The organism is Streptomyces sp. NPDC002403 (assembly GCF_053593015.1).
In genome coordinates, this window is sequence record NZ_JBSFBQ010000081.1 from 1 (window position 1) to 24,650 (window position 24,650).

The following is a 24,650-nucleotide window of genomic DNA, read 5'->3' on the forward strand; positions in this document are numbered from 1 at the left end:
CGTGTCGGTGGGGTGGGGGGGGGGGTCGGCCCTGGGGCGGGCGTGTTGGGCGGCGCCGCCCCCCCCCCCCCGGCCGGGCTTGGGCGGGGGGGGGGGGGGGCCCCCCCCCCCCCCCCCCCCCACGACCAGGAGCAGCAGCACGGCGGCGGCCGCCAGGGCGAGGCCGGCGGCGCCGCCGATGATCTGTGCGGACAGGGCGAAGTCCTTGTCGGCGAGGCTGGCAAGTCCCGCGAGGACCGCACCATCGAAGGCGAGGAGTAAAGAGCCCTTTTGGTCCGTGCGCGCGATCTCCGCCGCGACGTCGGCACAGCCTATGTCCAGGTTCTTGTTCATCGTGGCGGACTCGGTGCTGGCGGTGGGGTCGGTGCTGGCGGTGGTGTTCATGGGTGGTGGGCCTCTCGGTTCAGGCGGCGAGCGGGTGCTTGGCCGGGGGAGTGGTGTAGGTGCCGGGAGTGGGCTCGTAGCCCTTGTCGCAGGGGTCGCAGACGCCCTGGGTGCGCAGCGGGAGGCAGAATTCGTAGCGGCGCCTGCACTGCGGGCAGGTGGTTCTCGCGGCCATCGCCCGGTCCAGTGCCCATTCCTGAGCGAGCGTCGGCACTCTCTTGGGCACCGCGAGGTCGATGCGGAGCGGGAAGCCGCGGGTGGGGTGGCGGCAGGACCAGTCCGGGCGGGTGGCGCACAGCTTGCAGCGCAGGATCGCGACCGGGCCCCGGTTGTGCCCGGGGCTGAGGTTCCTTGCCCTCAGGTCACGCCGCGTGACCAGTCCGGCGGGCACGGCGCCGCGGTCGTACTCGGGCAGTGCCGCGGTGCTGCGCGGTACCCGGGCGGCTGTGCGGCGCCGCGTCGTGCGGGTTCGGGGCATCACTTGCTCCGGGCGCCGGGGATCCGGGCGGGCCGGTTCGGGTAGCGGGGTCCGGGGCGCCGGGGACGGGGCCGGCCGGTCTGGCGGGGCGGGCGGGGGGACGGGCACGAGCGGTTCCTCCAGTCGTTGGTGGGCAGTGCTCCACGCCCGCTGGCGTCGTGCTGGTGCCGGCGGGCGCAGAGCTGTGGTTGGGATGGGTTCGGTGGCGGGGGCCGGGGTGTTCGCCCTCTTACGCGTGAGTGACGGTGCGTGAGGTTGTATGGGGTGTCGGGGTTGTCAGGGGTGGGCTCTGGTGAGCGGCTGTATGGGGTCTGCCGGGCGGGATTCCGGGGGGTCTTCTTGATCCCAGACAACCCATACATGCAGGTCAGGACCCCATACAGAGGCGGCACCCCAGACGGGGTGTCTGGGGTGCCGCTGTAGGGGGTGTTGGGGGTGCGGTGGTCACCCTCGGTATCTGTCGATGGCGGTGGCGAGGGTGTCGGCGTAGTAGCCGAGGCCAGGTTTATCGGTGCCGGGGACGCGGAGCTGGCCGCCTGCCGGGCGCTCGACGTCGACCTCTCGCAGGAGTCCGTTGAGGGCGATCCCGAGCTTCCGCGAGTCCTCGTATCCGAGCGCCTCGGCGAGGGGTCCGGTGTGCATCCGGCCGCCCGCGGCGAGCACCGCCTCGTGTGCGCGGAGGAGGAGGACGGGCACGCCGTCGGCGGTGAACCCGTCGTCCTCAAGGCCGTCATGCTCCCCGCCGTCGTCCTCGCCCCCGGGGCCGAATTCGTCGTCCAGGCCCTCTTCGATGTCGTCGTACTCGTCGACCGGCGGGGCCGGTCGTGGTGACGCAGTGTGTCCGGGTGCCGGGGTACTCAGGCCGCGCATCGCGGCTTCAATGGGGTCGGCCCACTGGCCGCGGAGCCGTCCGGCAGCGGTACGGGTGCGGGTGATGGTGTCGATCAGGGTGAGGAGGCCGGGGCCGTCGAGCCAGAGGGAGCGGATGCGGCGGTAGCGGTCGGCGAGGAGGATGCCCATGCCGCGGATCGCCGGGTCGAGGGTGGAGGCGTCCCAGCCCGCTTTCGCCGCGCCCTGGCTCAAAGCCATGTTGGATTCGGTGGTCTCGGTGACCCGCATCGCCCATTTCCAGGTGATGTTGCCGGTGACCAGGCGGGGCAGGACGCCGTCGGCGCCCTTGGTGACGACCTGGGTGGCGATGACGAGGATGATGCCGAACGCGAGGCCACGGGCCGCCAGCGAGGAGAGCGCCTCCTTGATCGCCGCACCGTGCTTCCTGTCGCCGGTGATGGCCGCGGCTTCGTCGACGACCACGAGCTCGAGGCCGCCGAGCTCGGCGATCAGGTCGGGGTCGTCGATCTGTTCCATCCCGTACCGCTTGAGGATCGTGGCACGGCGGTCCAGGTCGGCGACCAGGGACTCGAGCAGGGCGCGGGTGCGTTTGGCACCCTTGGTGCCGGGTTCGTCGATGAAGGTGGCGGCCAGGTTCCTCCAGCGGTCCTGGCCCGGGGCTTTGCCGTCGACGAGGCGGAGATTGACCCGCAGGTCCAGCAGGGCGCCGGCGATGATGCAGCGCAGGGCCGCGCCCTTGCCGGAGCGGGAGGCGCCGCCGAGGGCCAGGCTGGTGTCCTTGAGGACCAAATTGACCAGGGCGCCGAAGGCGTCGAAGGCGACGGGGATCCCGTCGGTCCAGACGTCGACCGAGTCCATGCCGACCAGGGGTGAGGTCCGCGGTGTGGTGAACGGGTCTTCCTGGAAGGCGGCGACGGCGATCGTCTTGGCGTTGCCGCCGGCGGAGGCGTGGACCGGGTCCATGAAGAAGCGGGCCCGGTCCAGGCCCATCTCCCCGGCGACCTGCCCGAGTTTGGGCAGGACGGTCTCCACGGTCACGCCGTCGCCCTTGGGCAGGACGATGTGCGCGAGCCATCCTCCGGGCACGCGCGTGATCGAGTCGGGCCGGGCGAGACGGACGGTGCCTTCGCTGATCGCTCCGGCGGCGAGCATCGCCTCGGTGAGCTGGTCGGTCTCCTCGCAGTCCAGCTCCCCCTCCACCGGACCGGACGGGGTGGCCGGGGCGGGGGAGTCGGCCGGGGTCCAGGACGCGGTGAAACCGGCCCCGGCCCCGGACGCAGCCGTAGCTGTAGCCGGTTTGGTGAACACCGGCCCGGCCGGCCCGGTCTGGCCGGGGATGAACGCGGCCTGGCCGGGGGAGGCGGTGGTGGGTGCGGCCGTGGCGGTGGCCGGTGCAACGTAGTCGAGCTGGGGGATCTCCGGCGGGGCCGCGCGCCAGGTAGTGAATCGGCCCTTGGCCCAGCCGACGGCCACCAGCCCGCTCAGGAGGCCTCCCAGGAGCGTGGGGCCGCCGAACTGGAGCATGCCCCACCCGGCGGCCACACCGGCCGCGATGGACTTCCAGCGGCGGCGGTTTCCCATGCGTTTGCGGTGAGTGGCGAGCTCCGCGGCGGTGGGCTCGCGGTGTCCGGTGTAGGGCTGGAGCTCGATCTGCCGGATGCGCTCGCGCCACGCGGCGGCTTCGGAGCGCAGCGCCTCGGCGCCCTTGCTGGCGCGTTTGTGGTCGGCCGGGTCGGCGTCGTCGGCGCTGCCCTCGGCCGCCTTCTCGTCGGCCGACTTCTCCAGCGCTTCGGCCTTCTCGGTCAGGCGCTGCGCCTGACGGGCCTGGTCCTGCTGCCAGGTGGCGTGCCGGTCGTTGAGGAGGTCGGCGCGGACGTGGGCGTCGGTGACCAGGGTGCTGTCGCTGTTGAACCATCCGGCGCGTTCTGCGCCCAGGACGCGCAGGCCCTCGCGGACGGCGGTGGCCTCGCGGAGGGCGGCCGCGCTGAGGGCGGCCGCGCTGAGGAAGGTGGCGGTGCGGGCTGCCAGGCTGGGGCGGTCGGGCCGGTCTGCTGCACCGGTGCTGGGGGCGGTGGTGGGTTCGTCGTCGTCGACGAACTCGGCATCGACGATGATCCGGTCGGGCAGGTGGGTCATGGTCCTTCTCCAGGGGCAGGGGCTGGGGCCGGGCGGTGACGGCCGTCCGCACGCACGGGCCGCCCCTGGCCACGGGGGCGGAGGGGCGGTGCGGGTGGGTGCGGGCGACCGATGGCGCCGGGACACGGCGGTCGAGGGAGTGGGGTCAGCCGATGTTTCCGAGGAGCTGCGTCCCGAAGTTGTTGACGGTGGGGATCACGGTGGCGGCTACCGCGCCGCCAAGGACGGCCGACAGGCCGAGCAGGACACCGGCGACGATGCCGCGCTTGGCGAGCTTCTTCTCCTCGGACTTGATCGCCTTCCACAGGCCGAAGACCACGACGGTCAGGAGGAAAAGCAGAATGTTGCCGTCGGCGGTCAGCTCGACCGGGGTGGCGCGGACGGCCCGGGTGGCGTCCCCGCCGGTGATCCCCCACAGCGCCAGCGACCCGGCGCCGTTCCCGAACAAGGTGATGGCCCCGGCGCCGAAGGCGATCAGGCCGCCGGTGCACATGGAGGCCATGCCCCCGTAGGCCATGCCGCCGGCGAAGGGGATCAGGGTCTTCCAGTCCTTCTTCTTGGCCTTGAAGTTGGCCTTGAGCCAGTGGGCGGCGAAGTGGACCGGGATGGCGAGGCCAATGGCCAGGCCGCCGGCGGTCAGGGTGGAAGTGGGCAGGTTGAGCACGGTGACCTCCGGTCACATACGAAAAAGGGGGAAGGAAGAAGAGGGGTTACTGGAAGGGCAAGGCGGCGGTGATCTGGTCGCCGAGGTGGTTCACGGCCGGGATGAGGGTGAGGGCGGCCAGGCCCGATGCCGCCGCGGTCAGCCCGGCCGCCGAGCCGACCAGCGCGCCGGCCGCGATCTGGCGGCGCAGCTGGTTGTCGCAGCAGCGCCAGGCGAGGACGAGGACGGCCAGGAACACGGTGGTGGCGACGGCGCCGCCGGGGCTCATGCCGGACGGCGCGGTCTCGGGCAGCAGCCGACTGCTGCCCGTACCGGCGACGGCGTTCCCGAGGGGGTTGGTGATGGTGGTGACGGTGCGGCGGGCGGCCCAGCCGAGCAGGCCGCCGGAGCACAGGGCGCTGAGCAGGCCGATCACCAGGCCGCCCGCGATGGCGGCCGCCGACGGCGCCTCTCGTCCGGTGCGCCACCACCGGGCGAGCGTGAGCACCAGGACCGCGGCCGCCAGGCCGAAGCCGCCGAGCGATAGTTGGGCCGGTGTCACGCTCACAGCAGTACCACCGCCACGACGGACGCCATGAGGCTGCCGCCGAGCAGAGGGCCGGTACCGAGTGCGAAGGCGGCGCCGAGCACGATGCCGAGCACGGCTGCTTCCCCGACGGCCCGGAGGAAGGCCAGGGCCGCCCGGTGCTTGCGGAGGAGCAGGCTGGTCAGGAGGCCCAGGGGAAGGATGCCGGCCAGGACGAGGATCTGAGCGCTGGTCATGACCACACCCCGGTGAGGAGATAGCCGTACAGGTACAGGCCGGCCGGGGTGACCACAGTGGAGACGAGGAGATTGCAGGTCAGGACCCGCACCAGCCAGGACCTGACACGGCTGTGGGTGCGCAGTTCCAGGATTCCGGCGATGGCCAGCGCGGCCATCAGGACGCCGGGCTCGTCCCCGCAGATGTGGAGCGCCTTGCCCGTCACCGGGAGCAGAAGCAGACCCGCGACCAGGGCGGTGCCGTTCCTGACCGGGCTGAGCCGGGAGACGCTGAACCGCGGCGGGCGGTCCTGCTGGGCGGGGTAGTAGTGGTAGTGGTGCTCCACCGGCGCGGGTGCAGGGGGCGCCTGGGGTGCCATCACACCGCCGCCGCCCCAGGACCATGGAGGCGCCGCCGGAGGCCCGGCCGGCGGCGGGGGCGGAGGGGGTGTTCCGCGTCGGGGCGGCGGGACCGGTTCCGGGCTCGCCGACGGCGGCGTCGGCGGCTGGGACGGAGGCGGTGGTGGAGGGGGCGTTGCCCGGTCGGTGCGCTCGCTGGAGAGCTCGACAGTGGTCGGCTCGATCGGCTGAGTGTGGCGGGTGTACGTGGTGTCGGTCACCACCTGTCTCCCGTCTCATCGGGGCTGGTCACGAGGTCGCAGCGGCCGACCTGGTTGGTGTGGAGCCAGGTCCGCACCTTGTGTTCGGCTGCGTCCACGGGGGCCGGTCCGGCCGGAACGGGTGCGGGTACGGGGTCGGCGGGGTGGAAGCCGTCGGGCAGGCGCGCCGGTACGGGGCCGGCGGGGTACTGCGTGTCGGGCAGGAGCCGGCCGGGCAGGCGGGTCGCCGTGACCGGGACGTCGGCGGCGAGGCGCCGCAGGTGGTTCAGACGGCGCGGACGGCGGACGTGCAGACAGGCGAACAGCACAGGGTTCTCCAGGGGGGAATGGGCCGCAGGGCCGCACCGGATGCTGGTGCGGCCCTGCGGGTGCGGGATATCGGGTGTGTGGGCTGGTCAGCGGGTGCGCCACCAGCCGCCGCGGTCCTGGCGGGAGCGCTCGGACGCCTCCCATGCCTGGCCCTGCCGGTCCGCCGCCTTGGCGTTGCGGTGGTGGCCTTCGCGGCGCTTGCGGGCCGCCTTCTCGCTCGCGGATTCCTGTCCGCTGTACTGCTGTGCGAGGTCCTTGTCGTTGCCGATCAGACCGAAAACGCCATGGTGATGACACTCCTGACGGTGTTGGGGGTGAAAAGGGGCCGCTCCTGGCCGGGCCCTGGAAAGCGGGCCGGGAGCGGCTGTTCGGCCTGACGGCCGTGGCGCACCACCAGGCCCCCGCACCGGATGCCGGTGGGCGGGGCTGGTGGCGACCATGCGGGGTCAGGACGTGATGCGGTCCGGACGGTCCGGTCAGCGGACCGCGTGCTGCTTGAGCGCGACGGCAATCTGACCGGCGCGGTCCGTGGCGATGGACCCGCCCTCGGTCCGGACCGCAGCGGCGATGTTGGACCGGTTCAGCGGCCGGTCCTCGGACCGGAGCCGGTCCAGGGCGGTCCGTTCCAGGTCCGTGAGAGTGATGACGGTCCGGTCCGGACCGTCATCCGCCGCCCGGTCCGAAGCACTGCCGACGCGCCCTTCCGGACCACCGACCGGTCCGGTCCGGTCCGTGGCTTCGGTCCGGACCGTCACACCACGCGTGGCCGGTGCGGTGTGCGCAGCGGGCACGCTCTTGGCGGTCCGGTCCGGACCGGGGCCGGTGTGCAGGTCGGCGCCCGCCCGGCCCGCCGGACCGGACTCCAGCGCAAGGGCCGGTCCGCCGGTCCGGTCCGGGCGGTCCGTGGACCGGACCGGTCCGTGGACCGCGTGCCGGTCGTCCGGACCGGACCGGACCGGGTACCGGTCATGCTGGACCGGGCGGACCGGGCCGAGGCCGTCGGCCGGTCCGGGCCGGTCCATGCGGGTGAGAGTAAGGACCGTGGGGATGGCGGCCGGACCGTGGTCGTCGGTCCCGATGCGGGGGACGACGACACGGTGCAGGGCCCGTCCGGTCTGGACCGCCCTGCGGTCCGCGAGCTGCGCACCGGCCGCGGTCCAGGCCCGGTCCAGCGTGGTCAGGCGCGCGTCGGTGATCGCGAGGGACCATGCGGTGAAGCTGTGGACCGGGTAGCGGACCCAGCGGACCATGCCGATCGAGGGGCGGGCCTTGGCGACCTTGCCGTCCTCACGGAGCTTGCGGCGGTGGATCAGCGACGCGTACAGCTCCCACAGCACCATCCCGACAATCGACATGGCGGCGAACGCGACGGCCTTCGGCGTGAAGTGCCAGTAGGTGATCTGCTCCGTCCACGCCTGGGCCGTCGCGTCCCACACCCGGCTGCCCGGCACCGGCTCGCCCGAGGCGTGCCAGAAGTTCATGACCGCGGCACCGAGAGCGAAGATCCAGGTGGAGACCCGGTACAGGGTTCCGGCGTCGCCGCCCCGGCGGGCCTGGTGGTACATCCACCCGACGAACGCCGTCGACAGCTCCCACGCGGCAGCGAACAAAATCGTGAACGGGGCCACCCAGCCCAGGATGTCGTGAGCGAACCCGGCCTGCCCGGTCCACGCGACCGCCATCGGCGCGGTGATCGGGCCGATCACCATCAACCGTTCCGCGTTCACCTTGACGAACTTCTTGACCCGCTCGGTCACGGCCGGCTGCCCGGCACGGCGCGCGGCCCGCACCTCACGGGCCTTCGCCTTCCGGCCGGCTTTCTCGTCCCGCCGTGCTGTACGGGCCTCGTGCTTGAGCTGCTTGCGTTCCAGGGCCTGTTCGGTGCGTGAGGTCGCGCGCCGCATCCGGACGGTGGCTTCCGCCAGGGCGTCATCGGCGGCCTTCAGCGTGACGGCCGCGTCTCCTTCCCTGATCCGGGCCTGAGCCAGCACCGTCTCGGCGGCCTTGAGATCCGTGTCCCGCTTCTGCCTCGCCATCGCCAAGAGCCGGTCGGCTTCCCCACGGGCGGTACGGGTGAGCCGCTCGGCGTCCTCAGCCGCCGTCGCCCGCACCCGGGCAATGTCCTCCTGAGCGAGCTTGCGTGCACGAGCCGCGTCCGCGACCGCAGCCTCACGGTCCCGGCCGGCGTCCTCACGCAGCCGGGCAGCTTCCGCCCGCGCCTCGCACAGCTGCTGCTCAACACCGGCCGCGGCCTCGGCCCGTACGCGCTCCGCATCCCCGGCACCAGCCGCACGCAACCGCTCTGCCTCCTGCCCAGCCTCCTCAAAGAGACGGGCAGCAGCATCGGCGGCCTGCGTCTGCACCATGCCAGCCTCAGCACGGGCCGCGGCCAACTCCCGCTCCGCATCAGCCCGTGCCTGCTGCAGCACCGCTTCGGCACCGGCCCTGATACCGGCCGCCTCCTCAGCCACGCGCTCCAAAAGCGCCTCGGCCTCACGCCCGGCATCACCACGGACCTGCTGCGCCCGTTCCTGGGCGCGCCGCTCGATCGCGCTGCCGATCCGGTCCGCCTCGGCCCGGTGCCGAGCCGCGACCGCACGGGCAGCAGCACTCGCCTTCTTCGCATCCAGGCGGGCGTCCTGCCGTATCAGCTGCGCCTCTTCGGCCGCGTCGCTGCGGGTCCGGTCCGCGTCCGCAGCAGCTACGGTCAGCCTGCGCCCGGACTCCTCGACCACTTCGGCGAGGACCTGGCGGGCGCGGGCCTCAGCCACGGCCCGCACCTCCCGCGACTGCCGGAACGCCTGGTCGGTCAGGCCGGCCGCACGGACCTCGGCCGCCTCCAGGAGCCGGCGCGCCTCGTTCTGCGCGTTCTCCCGCAGGAGGTCGGCCACATCAGCGGCCCGGTCCCGGGCATCGGCAACCACCGGATCGGCGGCCGGACGCAACCTCGGCGCAACAACCATGTCGTGTGATGTCGCGACCGGGACGGGAGCGGTGCTGGTCTTGGTGGTGGTCTTACGGGTTCGGGCCTGCGGCTTGCGCCGGGCCAGGGACTTCGAGCGGGCGGTCGCCACGGCGGGAAACTCCTTGAAGTAGTGGGGCACCGGCCCGCCCGCCCTGGCATGAAGAAGGGCGGGGCAGGCCGGTGCAGCGAGAAAAGGGGCAGTCAGGTCAGCCGCGCGGCAGCTCCGGGCGCCGGGAGGCGGTCGCGGCCTGCGCAGTGAGCCAGGCGACAGCGGCCGGGGTCATGTCGGCCACGCCCGTGTCGGTGTTGAGCGGGGCGGCGTCGATGTCGCGCATCGCGTCGGCCGGCGGCAGCAGCCGCATGTACTGGGCGCGGGCCAGCTTGATCAGGCCGCCGCCGTTCAGGCGGGCGAGGGTGTAGCGGATCTCGCCGCAGGTGAAGGGGATGGTCCCATCGACCCGGCAGACGAACGTGTGGGTCGGCGCGCCCGCCCAGAACCGCTCCGGGTCGCGGTAGAGCACGAAGTCGTCGCACTTGTACGTAACCGCTGCGGCCGCGGTGGCTGCGGGGATGTTGGTGTTCATTTGTCTCCTTCGGATCGGGTCGGGCTTGTGCCCGGACCGGGGCGGTGCGAAAGGCCGGCTGCCCGTGTGACGGGCAGCCGGCCTGGAGAAGCAGCGCGGGGCTGGACGCGAATCGACTTCCCGTCCCGTGTCGTGGGTCAGTCCGAGCCGGAGCGGCGCGAGCGCAGACCGCGGAGGTAGGCGTCCTGGAGGTCGGCGAGCCGCCGGTACTGCAGGGCTCCGGTGGGGCAGTGCTGCTTGGACCGACAGGGCTCGCAGGTCTCGCTGTGAGCACGCCAGGTTTCGCGTGCGCGCTGGTAGCGGGTGTACAGGTCGTCAGCCACGGCGGCCGACCGATTGGTTGGGCATGCGGGATGGAGCCTCTCGGGCAGGAGCGATGTGGGTGTCAGTGACGGGGTGACCGGTGTCCCAGGCCCTGGCGGCCGCCGTGGCGGCGACCGCGAGCAGCGCGAGGGCGACCGGATGCGCAAGGCCGTACCGGGTGACCGCCCGTGCCGCGCGATGCTGCGCGGCACGGGCGGCCCGTATTACTGCTGCCACTACGGGCGGTTCTCGCTGCGCTTGTTGACGTCCTTGACCTTGTCGGAGAGCTCCTTGCGCTCCTCGTCCGTCAGCCGGGAGGTCATGCGGGCACCGCCGTCCTGGCACCGGCCGCAAGGGTCGGGGCGGGCGCGACGCGGGGCGGGCAGTTGCTGGGGTCGCAGTTCCACCGGTGACACAGCGGGCAGGCGTCATTGGCCATCACCGGCCGGTGCAGGACCAGCACGGGCTGCCGCACATACTCGGGGGCCATCTCGGCCAGAGTCCGACGAGCGTGGCGACCGGTCTTCTGGGCCCGGTCGTCACCCTGGTCGACGAGGTGCTGGACGAGCTGGTGGAACTCGGTCTCGTCGGGCATGGGACCGAGCTCGTTGTCCCGCTCCTCCTGCTCCTCGTACCACCCGGCGCGCAGCGAGGTGGTGGTCGAGGTCTGGGCGACGCCGGTGCACTGGCAGGATTCGAAGTCGCCGTGGCAGCGCGGACAGTTGCCCGTGCCGAGGACGGGGATGGTCGCGGCTGTCGCGCACGTCATAATGCTCATGCGGATCTTCTTTCTGTGAGATCAGGCGGTCCGCGCTGGCCCCTGGCACATGTGGCGTCTTCAGCGCCGTGTCGGGGGCCTGTCCCTTTTCCCCGGCAGTGCGCGGTGGGGTCCTGTAGCCCCACGCCGACACCAGCCCGCGAGGAGGCGGGCTGGGGGCGACGTGCAGCACAGGGCGGGTCAGGCCGCGACCGGCATGCTGTGGTTATTGCGTACGTAGGCGACGCGGTCGGTGCCAACACCACCGGCCGTGTCGCGGGCCGCGACGGCGAGCTCCAGGAGCTGCTGGCCGTCTGCTGTGACCGCGGCGGCGAGGCGGCCGGGCTGGCGGATCTCGCGGTCGATGGCCAGGTCCTGGCCGCGTCGGCCGCCGCGGACCTGGTCGTCGCTGTTGCGGTCGCCCTCCCCGTACCGCAGCGCGAGCTCCTCGCACGCAGGTCGGACCGGGCATGCGGCGCACAGCTTCTGGGCGGCCGCCTGCTGCGCCGCCCAGATCGCGGGCGGTGCGCTGCGGTTGCGGTCGAGCAGATCGCGGTACTGTTCCCGGTCGTCGCAGCGGGCGCCGGTAGTAACGGCGGCCTGGAGCACGGGGCGGCGAGCTAAGCGGGTGGCTTCGGGGGCAATCCTGTTGAGCGTCACAGCGGGGTCCTTCCGTTGCGGGCAGCGTGATAGCCCCCAGAGCGGGGCTTGGGGGTTGTTTGTGGTTCTGGCTGTTCGTACGAGCAGCCACGGCCGGTCGCCCCGTTTCGTCGGGGTGACCGGCCGTGGTCGTTCGTCCAGCGCCTACCAGCGGTGGGTGAGGTCTTTCTCCTGCCGTTCCAGGACCGCGATCGTGGTCTCCAGGTCGGCTCGTTCCCACTTAGTGAGCGGCCTGGCGTCGGCCTTGGTCGGGGCCAGGAGCATCTTGCGCAGCGCGGCGAGGATGTCGCGGGCGCGCTGTTGGTCGGCCTTGTGGACCGGGCCGGCCACCTTGTCCCACTGCTGGTCGTGCAGCAGGCGCAGCCCCCATGCGCGCTGGTCGGCCCACTCCTCCTGCTGCGTCTGCTTCTGACGGCGGAGGGGTGCGGTCCGCTGGGTGTGGGCGGCGAGCTGGGCGAGCCGGCGGCCATCGGCGCAACGGGACTCTGCGAGGGCGCAGGTGGTGCAGGCCGCGAGGTGCGAGTGGACGAGCCTCGGCGCGGCTTCGGCGATGCAGCGGGCACCCGCGCAGCGGGACGTCGCCGGGGCACAGGTGGTGCAGGCCGCGAGGTGCGCGCGGAGGAGCTTTGGCGCGGTCTTGGCGATGCGACGGGCATCGGCGCACCGTGACTTCGCGGGGGCGCAGGTGGTGCAGGCCGAGACGTGCGCGCTGACCAGCTTCGGTGCGGCTGCGGCGAGACGGCGGCCGTCCGCGCAGCGGGGTGTGGTGGCGGAGCAGGTCGTGCAGCCCTTGACGTGGATCTCGTTCATCCTGCGTGCCGTCTTGTCGTCGACGAGGCCGCCGACGATTTGCATGACGGCCGGGGTGGGGCCCGCCTGGGGCTTGCGGACGACGCGGTTGGCGCGGCGGCCGTTGGTTTCCGCGATGCCCTCTTCGAGGCGCCGGCGCCACTTCTCCTCGTCGATGTTGATGAGGACCAGGCGGTGGCTGCCGCGGCAGCGGACCGGGTCCTCGGTGCCGGCGGTCTCCGTGTGGTGCGGGACGAGCTTGGCAGTGGCCCGCTTTGTCGCGGCGACGCGGATCGGGACCCAGGTCCGGCAGCTCGGGCAGACCAGCGAGATGCAGGCGGGGTCGAGGTCGTACTCGTGCGGCTGCAGGGTGGAGACGACGAGGGTGTCGAGGTGGCTGATCGTGCGGGATCGCGTCCGGCGCTTGCGCTGACGGCTGACGGTCTCGACCTCGCGGAGGGCTGTGGGCATGGGGAAACTCCTCACGAAGCATGCGGGTTTGGGGGCGTCGCGGGTGCTCTCTCGGCCTCGTCAGGGCCCACCGGAAAATCCGGGTGCCCTGACGGACCGACAGCGCATACGCGCTGCGACAGTGCAAACAGTCACGGACACGGGGGAGGAGTTAGTTGCCTCAGACTCCCGCGCGGCCACCGAAGTGGCGACTACTACTACGGAATTGCGATGGTGCGAAGGGAACCGAGGTTCTGGCTCCCCCATCCGGCCGCCCCGAAGGGCGGACGACTTCCTGTGGTGGTGCTTATATCGACCGACTCACCTTGTCGACGTGGCTAACTTAGTTGATACAATTCAGTCAGTCAAGTAGTTCACTGAGGAAGCTAGCTAAGTTGAGGAGGTCGACCTACGATGATGTCCATGACCAACGAGGCAGTGCAGCCGTACCAGCGAATCGTGCGGGACGTTCGGGAGAAGATCGTCTCGGGCCAGTTCACGGCCGGCGAGAAGCTGCCGAGCACCCGTGACCTGGCAACTGAGCACCGAGTTTCCCCCGGAACCGTTCAACGAGCACTCGCTGAACTGCGTTCCGCCGGCCTCATCTACTCCCACCAGGGCAGCGGGTCCTACGTCAGCGAATCCGCCAGCAAGACGGATCTGGATCCGACCGCCCAAGCCATCAAGGCGCTTGAGGCTCAAGTGGAGAGGCTCGCCGCTCGGCTGGACCGGATTGAGAACAGACTCGATGACTGATCCTCTTCCACTTATAGCCGCGTTCATTGGTAGCCCTCCTCTGCCCGTTCCCGGTTCGCTGACCTCGTTTCTATTTCCAATCGCCCCACCACCGGGAGGGGTGCCATGAGGCCCAGGAAGCTGGCCCCGCAGGCCCCATCTGGGAGAGGGTGGCATCACAGCAACACACCTAGATCAGCGACGAGTTACCGGAGGGCGCGTGGGGCAGCAGCCGAGAGAGCTGACGCCAGATGCTGGCCCGTGGCACCGCTGGGGATATGAGCTCCGGGAGACCCGGACTGCCCGAGGTATGTCCCAGCAGGAACTCTCAAGGAGAGTGCTGTGCGACAAGGCCCACCTGGGACGTTTTGAGCGCGCAGAGCGCCCTGTGCCGCGGGCCGTAGCGCTCGCAGCTGACGAAGCACTCAATGCAGGCGGCGCATTAGTCCGCGGGTGGGACCGCGCCGACAGTGAACAGCCCGGTGCGACAACCGTGCGCAGCATGTCCAGAGCTGGGGCACGGGGCCATGGGGCCAAGCTCCCGAGCCATGGGGCCAAGCCCCTGCTGGACCTGGCCACCAACACGGTCGGGCAGGCAGGCTCAGATGCTGACGACGCGGACATAGTCGTCGTCCCCTGCCGCATGAACGGAAGGATCTCCTACGTGCCCGTGCCCCGCCGCACCGTGCTGGCCTCCGCCGTCGCCGGGTTCGCCGTCATGGCTCTGCCCGCCTCCGCTGAAGCTTCTGATGCCTTCCCCGCCGGGATGGCGTCCCCCGCCGAGCACTACACGCAGCTTCGCCGCGTGATGATCCAGACCGACAATTTGATCGGCCCACGGCACGTCCTGCCCGCACTTCAGCAGCATCTTGCCGCGCTCGTCGCACGCCGTCGCACTGCCCGCGGGGCCGACGGCGCTCGTCTCCTGGAACTGGAGACCCGCTACGAGGAGCTGGCCGGCTGGCTCGCCCAGGACAGCGGTGACGACAGGGCAGCGTATGGGCACACCGCCCGTGCCCTAGATACCTCCCACATCACGGGCGACCACGCCCTGACCGCGTACATCCTCGGCCGCAAGGCCCAGCTCGCCATCGATACCGGCCACGCCACCGATGCTCTCGGCCTCGCCGCCGCTGCCCGCCGAACGGCGCGGCCCGGCAGTCGCCTCGAGGTCATCGCCGTCATGCACCAGGCCCATGCCCATGCTGTTCTCGGCGAGGAGCCTGACTCCCTCCGCAACTACGACACCGCGCTCGCCCTCCTGGATGCGTCCGACGACGACGGCGTTTGGGGCTCTTGGCTTGACGTTCCGTACATCCACACCGCGCGGGCCCGCTCCTACGCCGCCCTCGGCCGATACGACCAGGCCGCCGATGGCTTCCAGAGCGCACTCGCTGCTCTCCCCCCGACCTACCGGCGCGATCGCGGTGTCTACCTCGCCCGTGCCGCGCGGGCCCACGCTGGCACCGGCGACCACGTGCGCGCCGCCGAGATTGGTCTGCAGGCCGTCGGGATCGCCGCCGAGACCGGCAGCGCCCGGATCATCGGGCAGCTCGACAAGCTCGACCAGGCCCTCGCAGCCGTCCCGCGTGAGCCCGGGGTCACCGATTTCCGGGCAGCACTCGACCGAATCGTGCTTCACCTCAACTAACCGCTCGCCCCGCCCTTCCCAACTCGCCAACTGGAGCCGCCCCGTGTCCCGCCCGTATGTCTTGCTGTCCGCCGCCGTATCGATCGACGGATACCTCGACACCCGGCCGGGCGAGGACCGGCTCATGCTCTCCAACAAGGAGGATTTCGATCGCGTCGATTCCGTTCGGGCAAGCTCCGACGCGATCCTCGTCGGCGCCGGTACCCTCCGCGCTGACAATCCGCGCCTCCTGGTGAACTCGGAGGAGCGCCGCGCCGCGCGGGTCGCGGCTGGCCTCCCGGAATACCCGCTCAAGGTCACCATCACGGGGACCGGCGACCTTGACCCCAACTGGAAGTTCTGGCACCACGGGGGAGAAAAGCTTGTCCTCGCTGTTGGTAGCAAGGCAGCGGAGAAGGCTGGGGAGGCTCTCGGTGACCTCGCCGCTATCCAAGGCGTTCCAGCCAGCCACACCTGGCCGGTCGCCCTAGATGTCCTCGGCAACGTCTACGGCGTGAAGCGGCTCATGGTCGAAGGCGGCGGACGGGTCCACACTCAGCTTCTACAGCAGGCTCTCGCCGATGAACTTCAGCTCGTCATCGCCCCTCTCTTCGTCGGCCAGAGCGACGCCGTACGAATGCTCGGCCCCGGGAACTACCTCGGTGGACCTACCAACCGCATCCGCCACCTGGAGACCCGCCAGATCGGCGACGTCACGCTGCTCCGGTTCGCGCCCAAGGAGCTCAGCCAGGAGGCGTCGTGAGCCACACTCCCTCGGCCTGCGGCCAGCCCGGTGCCGGCATCGAAGCCACCAGCGCCGACCGGGCCTGGCTGGCCATCGCCTGCGAACTCGCCACTCTGTGTCGGCCGTCCAGCACCGCCTTTAGTGTGGGTGCGGTCATCGTCGCTGCCGACGGCACGGAACTGGCCCGTGGCTACTCCCGGGAACGTGACCCCCACGACCATGCTGAGGAAGGCGCCCTGGCCAAACTCGCCGACGCTGATCCGCGCCTCGCCGGCGCCACGATCTACAGCTCCCTCGAACCGTGCGCGAAGCGCGCGTCCCGGCCCCGGCCGTGTGCCCAGCTCATCTGGGACGCCGGGATCCACCGAGTCGTCAGCGCCTGGCGTGAGCCGGACACGTTCGTCCCCGGCGCGGATGGCAATGAACTCCTTCAGGAAGCTGGGGCCACCGTCATCGAGGTGCCCGAGTACACCGCCGCAGCACAAGCGCCCAACCGTCACCTTCTCCGATCTACGGGGGAATAAGTGACAAAGTCGATGCCCCTCGCTCGCCTGACGGTCTATCCGCTGCGGCACGGATACACGGATTGGGGTACGCGGAACACTCCCCGCACTTCTAGGGGATATCGCGGCTGTCAACCTCGTCCAGCGTGCCGTCAAAATCGAGAAGCGCGAGGCAGGACACAGGCAGGAGCCCTACCGGGCGTCGAGCTCACTGGCCCTCGCGGTAGCAGCCTCTCCGCGTGCTGCGCGGCGGCCAGTGCCCCGTGGACTGGCCTTCGCCCGACATCCCCTGACGGGCGTTCGACTTCAGCTTCCCGTGTGGCTGGACGTTCTCGAACCAGCTTCCCGCCAAGCGGGAGCAACGGAGTTCCGATCCAGGCGCACGTGGGGGTTCCACCTGCACGTTCTCACATAGGAAGCGGAGAGGCCGTCACCAGAGGGAGGGGTGCCATGTGGGGTCGATCGGTGTCTCGTACGACAACACGCTCGTTCTCATAACCAAAGGCCGTCGGAGTCATGTATGTTTTCAGGAATGGTTCCCTACGGTGGAGGTTTCGATGTCCGATCCGCTGAGGCGAATTGACGCCCTGGTAGACGAGGACACCCTCCCCACACCTCAGGTCCGGAAGCAACTCCGACTCGCTGCCGGCCTCACACAAACCGAAGTAGCCACCGCCATCGGCGTCAAGCGCCTTGCGATCGCACGGTGGGAGGCAGGGCTCGCCCAGCCTCACCGCGGAAATCGCCGCGCGTACGCACATCTCCTCCGGCGACTGGCCGCGAAGCATCCGGACGCAGTCAAGGAGGCTCCGGATGAGGGATGACCTCACGATCTCGGCCGTATTCGGGCACGCCGACTCCACCTTCGGTTTCGAGGGGGTCGGGGTGACGACGTAGCCGCCACCGGCCGCGCGTACCACTCAGCGGATTCACCACCCGCTCGGCCTCGCGCGGCCCTTCGCTCCGACTGGACTAACCATCCAGGTCGGTTGCTCAGTCCCGGTTCGCCCCGGTCCTGAGCTTTGGCTCTTAGAGCCAGTTCATCTCTATCGCACAACTCGGCCACTAACCACGGCCACCACAGCCGCAGCAGCACCAGCTGCGCGCTCGAACCGCGAGGCCCCCACCACAGGGGTCTGGCGGTTCACCACCACCGAGAGGAGAGGAGAAAACTCCACCCACCCGATTGGCGCCCGCCCACTTCTCACGAAGGGAGCGGCACCCACACATCCGCACATCTGGCCGTCCAGCCCGGAGGGGCTTTGGCCGGTCCAGCTATCTGGAGAGCAGGTCCTTTCTCATAATGCCTGAGAATGATGCGTCTTGTCAGCTTGACCTTGTCCGTTTCACCCCGGTACGGGCTGTGCAATCTTCCTGCACACCAAGGGAGTCGGTTGCGCTTTGGGTTACTTGTTCGTTTTGGCCGCATAAATCCTTGGCCATGGGTGTAACCGACGCAACAAACGCTGCCGGTGGCTCGAACAGTGCAGTCGTGCTCGGTGAGAGCAGGGCTTGCGGGGCTAACCCCCGCATCAGCCACGGTGCCGCCATGACCCCTATCTCTCGTCCGCATCCTCACGTGCCCGCACTCTTCCGGGCGGCCCGGTGAGTGCCGTGGCGGCGTCGGCCGCTGTGCTCCCGCGCCCTCGCACGGCGTTCACCGGCGGGGCGTCGCGCCGTCGGCTGCGGTCGGTCCCGGCGCAGGCTGGCCCGGTCGTTCCGCTGGAGCTGGGCAATCCGCTCCAGCTGTCGAAGGCGATGCGCGCCCGGCTGCTCGCCGCGGTGCGCGCGCTGGTGTCGGCTCCGGCGCTGGCCGGGGCGTCGGACGGCGCGCGGCTGGCCTCGGTGGTGCTGACGGCGAAGTCGAAGGTCCGCGACGACTATCAGGCGTCGATCTGGGCGGCGGAGCTCGGTCGCTGGCTGGGGGTCTCCCAGTCGACGGTCGCGCACACGGTGCTGCCCGAGCTGCGCGGTGCGGGGTTCCTCGGCTCGAACGTCGCGACGAACGCCTTCGGGCACGCGACGGGCCTGGAGTGCTGGGTGATCCCGATGTACCGGGCGCAGAAGGCCGGCGACCGGCGGCACGCGCTGGCGTTGTCGCGCTCTGAGCTGGCGGTGCTGCTGAGCCTGATCGAGGTGCTGTTCGGTCCGGGGTGGGCGCCGAAGGACAAGGTGCCGGTCCCGGCCGGGCTGCTTGCCGGGCGTATGGGCCGGGGGGCTGCGACGGATCGGCTCGGGCTGCTGCTGATGGTGTTGACGACGGGTTCGGCGGGCTGGTTGCAGCTGTGCCCCGGGTCGGTGGACACCGGGCGTGGGCGTCCGGCGGCGACAGTCGCGCGGCTGCTGGGCTGCACGGCGGCGGCCGGGGCGAAGGTGCTCAAGCGCCTCCAGGAGCACGGCGTCGCGGACGTGGTGCGCCAGGAGACCGGCTCGGGTCTGCGCGCACGGTCGCGGGTGCGCCTGGTACCGGTCGCTGAGGCCCACGGTGTGGCCGTGCGGGAGGCCCGCCGGGCGGCGAAGGCCGTGCTTTCAGACCTCGCCGGTACTGCATCCGGAGATCTTGGGTCGGGCGAGACGGGCGAGACCCTTGTGGCGACTGGGATCAAGGATGCCGGGCAGGGCGAGATGTCCGGATCTGCAGACCTCGCCGCAACTGCACAGCACCACGCTCTCCACGCTTCTGCGGTTACTCCTGATGGGTCTCTTGCGCTCTCTGGTGGCTTTTCCGGCGCAGGCCGTGGGGCTGAAGGCCGTCGGCCGGAGCGCGCGTGCGTGCGCGAGGACCAGGCCGCCGAAGGCGGGACCACCGCTGCCGCGGCCGGGCCGCCGGTGGCCGGGGGCGGCCCGCTGCGCGGGGAAAAGCCGAAGAAGTCCCCGGTCGACGAGCGGGTGGCGCAGCGGCCTGCCGTGGCTGGAGCCGGTGGCCGGCCGAAAGCCATGGGTCGTGGAAAGACGCAGCAGCAGCGGAGGGTGGGCCTTCCGGCTGATCTTGGTCTGCGGGTGGCGCTGGGGCCGGTGGCCTGGCTGTGGGAGCAGCTGTCCGGGTGGCAGCAGGACCAGGTGGAGGCGGCCGCGAAGGCGGAGCTGGCCTGCCTGAGGGGGCTGCTGGCGGTGCCGGGCGGCGCGCCGCGGCTGCTGGCCGACCGGCTCACCAACCGATTGGAGGAGACCGGCGGCGAGGCCCTGGTCGGCAGGCCCTACGGGTGGCTGATCCGGCGGGGCCTGGTGCAGCGTCAGGCGTGCTCGGACCGGCGCTGCGACGACGGAACCCGGCTGGACACCGGCAGCGGATGCGAGAACTGCGCCAACGTGATTCACATCCGCCGTGCCCACCGTGCCCGGATCGGTGCGGAGATCGACCGGGAGCTGCCCGGCCTGTCCGACAGCGAGCGCCAAGGTGTCCTTGAGGACCGGTTGCGTGAGCAGGCGGCCATTGAGGCGGAGGACTTCGTCTGGCGGCGGGAGCAGGCCCGCGCGGAGCAGGCCCGACGCGATGAGGCCCGTGCGGCCACTCAGGAGCAGGCGGAGCGCGAACGTGCGGCCTCGGCCGCCGCCGACGCGGTCCGTCAGGCGCTGGCGTGCGAGGACTGCGGGCAGGAACAGGCAGCCGGGCTCTGCGAGGCGTGCGGCTACCAGCGCCGGACCGAAACCCTGATCGCGGAGGCGGGAATGGTTGCGGCCGCCTGGTCCGCTGACCTGACCGATCCGACCGGTGTCGCTGCGGTCACCGCCGATGTGAGGGTGACGCTGGAGCGCGAGATCGCGGCCGTCCGCGCCGACTACCTGCGCGCCATGGACCCGGCCGACCAGGAAACCGACCCGGTGGGCACCGCCTCCGTGCTCGCGTACGGGGCCCTCCACACCGCCGAGCAGGCCCTCCCGGAGTACCGGCGCAACGCCCTGGCCGTGCTGGGCCGGACCGAGGAGGCCGAAGCGGAGGCTCGGCAGGCGTACCGGACCGAACAGAACCGGCACTGGTTCCAGCACAACCCGAACGGCGCGGACGCCGTTGCCGCGGCGACGAAGGCCGCCGACACGGCGAGGGAACGCACTGCGCAACACCTGCTGGCGGCGCGGCTGAAGCAGCTGCGCAAGCAGGGCGCAGCCCGCACCGAGCAGGCCGCAGCCGCACTGTGGGCGGACCGGCTGCCCGAGCTCGCCGCACGCCCGCTGCACGCCGCCACCAGGACGGTGATCGCATGACCACCGAGTCGGATCTGAGCGGTGTAGACCTCGCGTGTCAGGCCCTTCTCGCGGCCCGGGTCCAGGCCGTGGGCCTCGACGCGGACAGTGGCCGCCTGGGCGTCGTCCCCAACGCCCCGGCCTGCGGCACGAAGCGCGCCGCAGCTGATTGCGGCGGCCAACGAGACGGTGCTGGGCGCGAGCGTCCGCGCACGTGAAGGCCGGTCCCACCGCGGCGGCCACCACCCCGGCTGGATACCTGCCACGACGCCATCGAGGCGTTCGGCCCGGAGCATCGGGGCGTCCTGCGGCTGCTGGGCGAGTCCGCGTTCGACCGCCACGTCGCGCACTTGGCTGCGGCACACACGGCCGCCACCGCCGTCTCCAGCGCTCCGGTGCACGCCACGGTCCACCCGGCCGACCAGGCTGCGCACGAGGAAGGCGCCACATGGGCTCGGGACCGAGCGCTGATCGCGCAGGGCCCCCTGCTCTGCCTTGCCTTCTGCGCTGAGTGTGCGCCCGTGCCTGTCGTTGCGCAGTTGGCCACCGGCACAAGAATCACCATCTGGAGGGTCTCGGCGCCGACCCCTCGCATGACCGACATCGCCGTACAGATCGAGCGGTGACGCGTCTGTCCTGACCTTTCCTTTTCTCCCTCGGGTGGGTACCACTGGCCTGACAGGGGCAGGCATAAGCATGCTGCGGCTGGCGATCCTTGGCCGCCCCGGACGGCGACCGCCACGTGCCGTAGCCGACCCGGCCGACGGTCTTGGTGTCGTTGCGATCCTCGGCCGCCCCGAAGAGCGACCTCCACCTGGCGGAGGTGTTCCACGCGGCCTCGGGGCTGTGGTTGCGATCCTCGGCCGCCCCGAAGGGCGACCGCCACAGGCACCGCATCAACCTTTCCTGGCAGGGGCGTTGGTTGCGATCCTCGGCCGCCCCGAAGGGCGACCGCCACCACAGCGCCGCATCGACTTCCCTCTCTTCCTCATGGCGTTGCGACCCTCGGCCGCCCTGAAGGGCGACCGCCACCGGAGGATCGGCTCACGGTGGCGCGGCGCGATCACGTAGTTGCGACCCTCGGCCGCCCTGAAGGGCGACCGCCACCCGAACAATCTCAACTCCCCTGGAAGGGAACCGGTATGTTGCGACCCTCGGCCGCCCTGAAGGGCGACCGCCACAGGGCGATCGCAGACGCATGCGGGGCGAGCCCTTCGGTTGCGACCCTCGGCCGCCCTGAAGGGCGACCGCCACCCGCGGGCGTCGCACCGATGGCGACGAACGATCAGGTGTTGCGACCCTCGGCCGCCCTGAAGGGCGACCGCCACGCTGAATAACCTGCGGATTCACTATAGAGGGCGGGTTCATGCTGAGAGGAGGGAGTGCTGATATACGCACGAAATGGGCATTCTTCTTCGGTGTGATAGGCGTGTCGTGTGTGTGCTTGGGGTTCCGAAGTGCCAAAGCGGTTCGTGGCAGGGCCGTACTCGCGCCTACGTCAGTCTCACGTGTCCATGGCCGTGTCAGTGGCTCATCTTAGGGTGTCGGTTTCTGATTAAGGTCTACGGTTCGAACCTCAGGGGATCAATGCCGGAGCGTGAGTTGTTCGCCCACAGCCGTAGCCCGCAGTCGGGGGGCCGGCACCGTCTGGAGGACCATCTGCGTGGCTCAGCGGCCTTGGCCCGAGCCTTCGCCGAGGCTTTCGGCGCTGGCGAGGTGGCTGAGTACCTGGCGCTGGTTCATGATATTGGGAAGGGGTGCTGCGCCTGGCAGGATCGCTTGGTCTTTCATGCCGAGCCGACGGGCAAGCCGGTAGGGATTCCTCACAAGGAAGCTGGCACTGTGCTTGCCGCGCAGACGGTGGGGCGTCAGCTTGCCGCAGTGGTGCAAGGGCATCACGGAGGGCTGCCGGACCAGGGCAAGATCAAGGATGTGCTGGCCGAGTTACGAGGGGCTGGGCAGGACGCGGATCGTGCCCGGGAGGCGACAGAGGCCGTGGCCCGGGTGGTGCCAGAGATCTTGCGGGACGACCGGATTCTGCCGCCGGCCTGGCTTACTGGGCTTGAGTCGCCACACAGGAGGGCGCTTGCCCTGGATGTTTTCACTCGCATGGTGTTCAGCTGTGTGGTCGACGCGGACTACCTCGATACCGCAGCCCACTTCGCCGGCGGGAAGCCGCGCGTCGCCGTGCGCGCGGACATGGGGGAGTTACTGAAACGTTTTGAACAGCGGAGAGCGCGGTTGCTCGCCCGGCGTGAGGCGTCCCCGGTGGATGAGCTGCGAGAGCGGGTATATGAGGAGGCGCTGACGGCGGCTGCGGGTGTGCCGGGGATGTATGTGCTGCATGTGCCGACGGGCGGGGCGAAGACGATCGCGGCGGGTGGGTTCGCGTTGAGGCACGCGGCTAAGCACAGCCTGGGGCGCGTGGTGTTCGCTGTTCCGTACATCAGCATCACGCAGCAGAACGCTGACGTGTACCGCGATCTGCTCGATCCCCCTGAGGGAAACGAAGATGGGCCTGTTGTGCTGGAGCACCACAGTTCAGTGGAGCTGGACGAGGAGGACGGCGCGGGGGCCTGGGCGCGCCTGGCGGCCGAGAACTGGGATGCGCCGGTTGTGGTGACGACGACGGTGCAGCTGTTCCAGTCCCTGTTCGCGCGGAAGCCCTCCGCGATGCGGAAGCTGCACCGGTTGGCGGGGGCGGTCATCGTGCTGGACGAGGTCCAGGCGCTCCCCGACCGGTTGCTGATTCCGATCTTGAGCGTGTTGCGTGATCTGGTGGAGCACTTCGGGGCGTCGGTGGTGCTGGTATCTGCGACGCAGCCGTCGTTCTGGTCTCTGGCGCAGTTGGAAGGGCTTCCGCGTCGCGGCTTGGTGGAGGACGTGACAGGGCTGTTCGAGGCGCTGTGGCGGGTTCGGTATGAGTGGCGTCTGGGGTCGGATTTGACGTGGGAGTCGATCGCGGGGGAGATCGCGTCTGAGGGCGGGGATCGGGTTCTGACGATCGTGAACACGACGCGGGACTCCGCGCGGCTGCATCGTCTTCTGACAGGGGCGAGTGATGGCGGGGTGCGAGTGGCGGCTCCGGTGTGGCACTTGTCGACGAGGATGACCGCTGAGCACCGGCGTGAGGTGATCAGGCATGTGCGGGGTGAGCTTGAGGCCGGGCGTCCGGTGCACGTGGTGTCCACGTCGTTGATTGAGGCGGGCGTGGATGTGGACTTCCCTCGGGTGTACCGGGCGTGGGCGCCGGCAGAGGCGCTGCAGCAGGCGGCGGGCCGCTGCAACCGTGACGGTCGTTTGTTGGAGGGGGGCGTGGTGGTGGTGTTCCGGCCGGTTGACGGCGGTATCCCGAAAGACTTGTCGTACAAGGCGGCCCTGGACGCGAGCGCGGAGTTTTTCGGGCCGGACATGTCAGCGCCGGATGATCTGGATGCCCTGGGCCTCTATTACGAGAAGCGCTGGGCGCTGCAGGGTACCGATGGGCGGTCGATGGGGGAGGGGATTCAGGAGCTGCGCCGGAGGTGGGACTTTCCCGCTGTTGCGGAGGAATTCCAGATGATCGACAACAGGTACGCCCAGTCGGTCGTCGCGATCCGTCCGGAGAGGCCGGATGAGGAGCGGGATGCCATTGAGTCGGACGTCGCTCTGCTTCGTGGTCGCTTCCCGTCGGGGCCGGGACCGTTGCGTCGGCTGCAGCCGCACATGGCGACTTTGCCGAGGCACGAGGTCGCTTCTGCGCTGCGCGCGGGGCTGGCCGAGCCGGTGATCGGTGATCTTGTGGTGTGGCGGGGGTACTACGATCCGGTGCGCGGTCTGGACGCGGATGATCCCGAGGACCGGGGTGGCTACGTATTTTGAGCTGGCAGGGTGGGCAGGTTGCTTTTCGGTGGGTGCGCCGATGGGCTGGAAGCTCGTTGGCCGAACTCTGGGCGACCGACTGTGTCTGGTGTCGGTTGAGGGTCGCGGCCATCTGGCACACGGTGTCCGAGCTGATGGCAGGTTCCGGTTCGGTAGGTAGCACGCCGAAGTCCGTGTGAGCAGCGGTTTTTCTGTTTCCGAGGTGGATTGATGCTCCTATTGCTCGTCAAGCGTTCTGAGGCATGAGGCGCAAGGTACTTTCGCTGCATGTCACTGACTCCCGACGACGAAGTCCGCAGCCG

19 protein-coding genes, 3 pseudogenes and 1 CRISPR repeat array are annotated in these 24,650 nt (G+C 70.5%); of the genes and pseudogenes, 8 read left to right on the forward strand and 14 right to left on the reverse strand.

Annotated features, from left to right (window positions below):
- The 14 genes and pseudogenes from ACWCPY_RS39890 to ACWCPY_RS39955 all read right to left on the reverse strand — a co-directional run.
- Positions 1–384 (reverse strand): annotated as a pseudogene (locus ACWCPY_RS39890) (hypothetical protein); the annotation flags it as partial.
- A gap of 19 nt (positions 385–403) precedes the next feature.
- The gene (locus tag ACWCPY_RS39895) at positions 404–862 is read right to left on the reverse strand and encodes an RRQRL motif-containing zinc-binding protein (protein WP_451273592.1); all 459 of its coding nucleotides are present in this window, start codon (positions 860–862) and stop codon (positions 404–406) included.
- A 444-nt stretch (positions 863–1,306) separates the two neighbouring features.
- Positions 1,307–3,850, reverse strand: coding sequence for a hypothetical protein (locus ACWCPY_RS39900; RefSeq protein ID WP_451273594.1), 2,544 nt, complete (start codon positions 3,848–3,850; stop codon positions 1,307–1,309).
- Between the two features lie 145 nt (positions 3,851–3,995).
- Positions 3,996–4,514: a hypothetical protein gene (locus ACWCPY_RS39905; protein WP_451273596.1), complete on the reverse strand. Its 519-nt coding sequence runs from the start codon at positions 4,512–4,514 to the stop codon at positions 3,996–3,998.
- A 46-nt stretch (positions 4,515–4,560) separates the two neighbouring features.
- Entirely contained in the window at positions 4,561–5,061 is a 501-nt protein-coding gene (locus tag ACWCPY_RS39910; protein ID WP_451273598.1) for a hypothetical protein, read from the reverse strand.
- On the reverse strand, positions 5,058–5,276 hold the full coding sequence (locus ACWCPY_RS39915) for a hypothetical protein (protein WP_451273600.1): 219 nt from the start codon (positions 5,274–5,276) through the stop codon (positions 5,058–5,060). Before ACWCPY_RS39915 ends, ACWCPY_RS39910 begins: the two co-directional genes overlap by 4 nt.
- The gene (locus ACWCPY_RS39920) at positions 5,273–5,638 is read right to left on the reverse strand and encodes a hypothetical protein (RefSeq protein ID WP_365750273.1); all 366 of its coding nucleotides are present in this window, start codon (positions 5,636–5,638) and stop codon (positions 5,273–5,275) included. Before ACWCPY_RS39920 ends, ACWCPY_RS39915 begins: the two co-directional genes overlap by 4 nt.
- A 233-nt stretch (positions 5,639–5,871) precedes the next feature.
- The gene (locus ACWCPY_RS39925) at positions 5,872–6,183 is read right to left on the reverse strand and encodes a hypothetical protein (protein ID WP_451273602.1); all 312 of its coding nucleotides are present in this window, start codon (positions 6,181–6,183) and stop codon (positions 5,872–5,874) included.
- 477 nt (positions 6,184–6,660) lie between these two features.
- The gene (locus tag ACWCPY_RS39930) at positions 6,661–9,258 is read right to left on the reverse strand and encodes a hypothetical protein (protein ID WP_451273604.1); all 2,598 of its coding nucleotides are present in this window, start codon (positions 9,256–9,258) and stop codon (positions 6,661–6,663) included.
- A 97-nt stretch (positions 9,259–9,355) separates the two neighbouring features.
- A complete protein-coding gene (locus tag ACWCPY_RS39935; RefSeq protein ID WP_451273606.1) occupies positions 9,356–9,733 on the reverse strand; it encodes a hypothetical protein in 378 nt (125 codons plus the stop codon).
- 137 nt (positions 9,734–9,870) lie between these two features.
- Positions 9,871–10,056, reverse strand: coding sequence for a hypothetical protein (locus ACWCPY_RS39940; protein WP_451273608.1), 186 nt, complete (start codon positions 10,054–10,056; stop codon positions 9,871–9,873).
- Between the two features lie 299 nt (positions 10,057–10,355).
- Positions 10,356–10,814 carry a hypothetical protein gene (locus ACWCPY_RS39945; protein ID WP_451273610.1) on the reverse strand — a complete coding sequence of 153 codons (459 nt, stop codon included), beginning with the start codon at positions 10,812–10,814 and terminating at the stop codon, positions 10,356–10,358.
- A gap of 180 nt (positions 10,815–10,994) precedes the next feature.
- Positions 10,995–11,402 (reverse strand): WhiB family transcriptional regulator, encoded by a 408-nt coding sequence (locus tag ACWCPY_RS39950; protein ID WP_451273612.1) that lies wholly within the window; start codon positions 11,400–11,402, stop codon positions 10,995–10,997.
- A gap of 195 nt (positions 11,403–11,597) precedes the next feature.
- Positions 11,598–12,713 carry a hypothetical protein gene (locus tag ACWCPY_RS39955; protein ID WP_451273614.1) on the reverse strand — a complete coding sequence of 372 codons (1,116 nt, stop codon included), beginning with the start codon at positions 12,711–12,713 and terminating at the stop codon, positions 11,598–11,600.
- 402 nt (positions 12,714–13,115) lie between these two features.
- Here ACWCPY_RS39955 and ACWCPY_RS39960 point away from each other — a divergent pair, with 402 nt between their 5' ends.
- The 8 genes and pseudogenes from ACWCPY_RS39960 (at position 13,116) to ACWCPY_RS39995 (ending at position 24,348) form a co-directional block, all read left to right on the forward strand.
- Complete coding sequence (locus ACWCPY_RS39960; RefSeq protein WP_451273616.1) at positions 13,116–13,448, forward strand: GntR family transcriptional regulator; 333 nt, start codon at positions 13,116–13,118, stop codon at positions 13,446–13,448.
- Positions 13,449–13,647: 199 nt separating this feature from the next.
- Positions 13,648–13,866: pseudogene (locus ACWCPY_RS39965) on the forward strand (helix-turn-helix domain-containing protein); the annotation flags it as partial.
- A 63-nt stretch (positions 13,867–13,929) separates the two neighbouring features.
- Positions 13,930–15,078: a DNA-binding protein gene (locus tag ACWCPY_RS39970; RefSeq protein WP_451273626.1), complete on the forward strand. Its 1,149-nt coding sequence runs from the start codon at positions 13,930–13,932 to the stop codon at positions 15,076–15,078.
- A 43-nt stretch (positions 15,079–15,121) separates the two neighbouring features.
- Positions 15,122–16,326 (forward strand): annotated as a pseudogene (locus ACWCPY_RS39975) (dihydrofolate reductase family protein).
- Positions 16,327–16,862: 536 nt separating this feature from the next.
- Entirely contained in the window at positions 16,863–17,129 is a 267-nt protein-coding gene (locus ACWCPY_RS39980) for a helix-turn-helix domain-containing protein (RefSeq protein WP_451273618.1), read from the forward strand.
- 781 nt (positions 17,130–17,910) lie between these two features.
- On the forward strand, positions 17,911–20,508 hold the full coding sequence (locus tag ACWCPY_RS39985; RefSeq protein WP_451273620.1) for a hypothetical protein: 2,598 nt from the start codon (positions 17,911–17,913) through the stop codon (positions 20,506–20,508).
- Positions 20,505–20,705 carry a hypothetical protein gene (locus ACWCPY_RS39990; protein WP_451273622.1) on the forward strand — a complete coding sequence of 67 codons (201 nt, stop codon included), beginning with the start codon at positions 20,505–20,507 and terminating at the stop codon, positions 20,703–20,705. The genes ACWCPY_RS39985 and ACWCPY_RS39990 overlap by 4 nt, the downstream gene beginning before the upstream one ends.
- 487 nt (positions 20,706–21,192) lie before the next feature.
- Positions 21,193–21,815: direct repeats of the CRISPR family, unit length 37 nt; unit sequence GTTGCGACCCTCGGCCGCCCTGAAGGGCGACCGCCAC.
- Positions 21,816–22,074: 259 nt separating this feature from the next.
- The gene (locus tag ACWCPY_RS39995; RefSeq protein ID WP_451273624.1) at positions 22,075–24,348 is read left to right on the forward strand and encodes a CRISPR-associated endonuclease Cas3''; all 2,274 of its coding nucleotides are present in this window, start codon (positions 22,075–22,077) and stop codon (positions 24,346–24,348) included.
- The last annotated feature ends 302 nt before the right edge of the window (positions 24,349–24,650 follow it).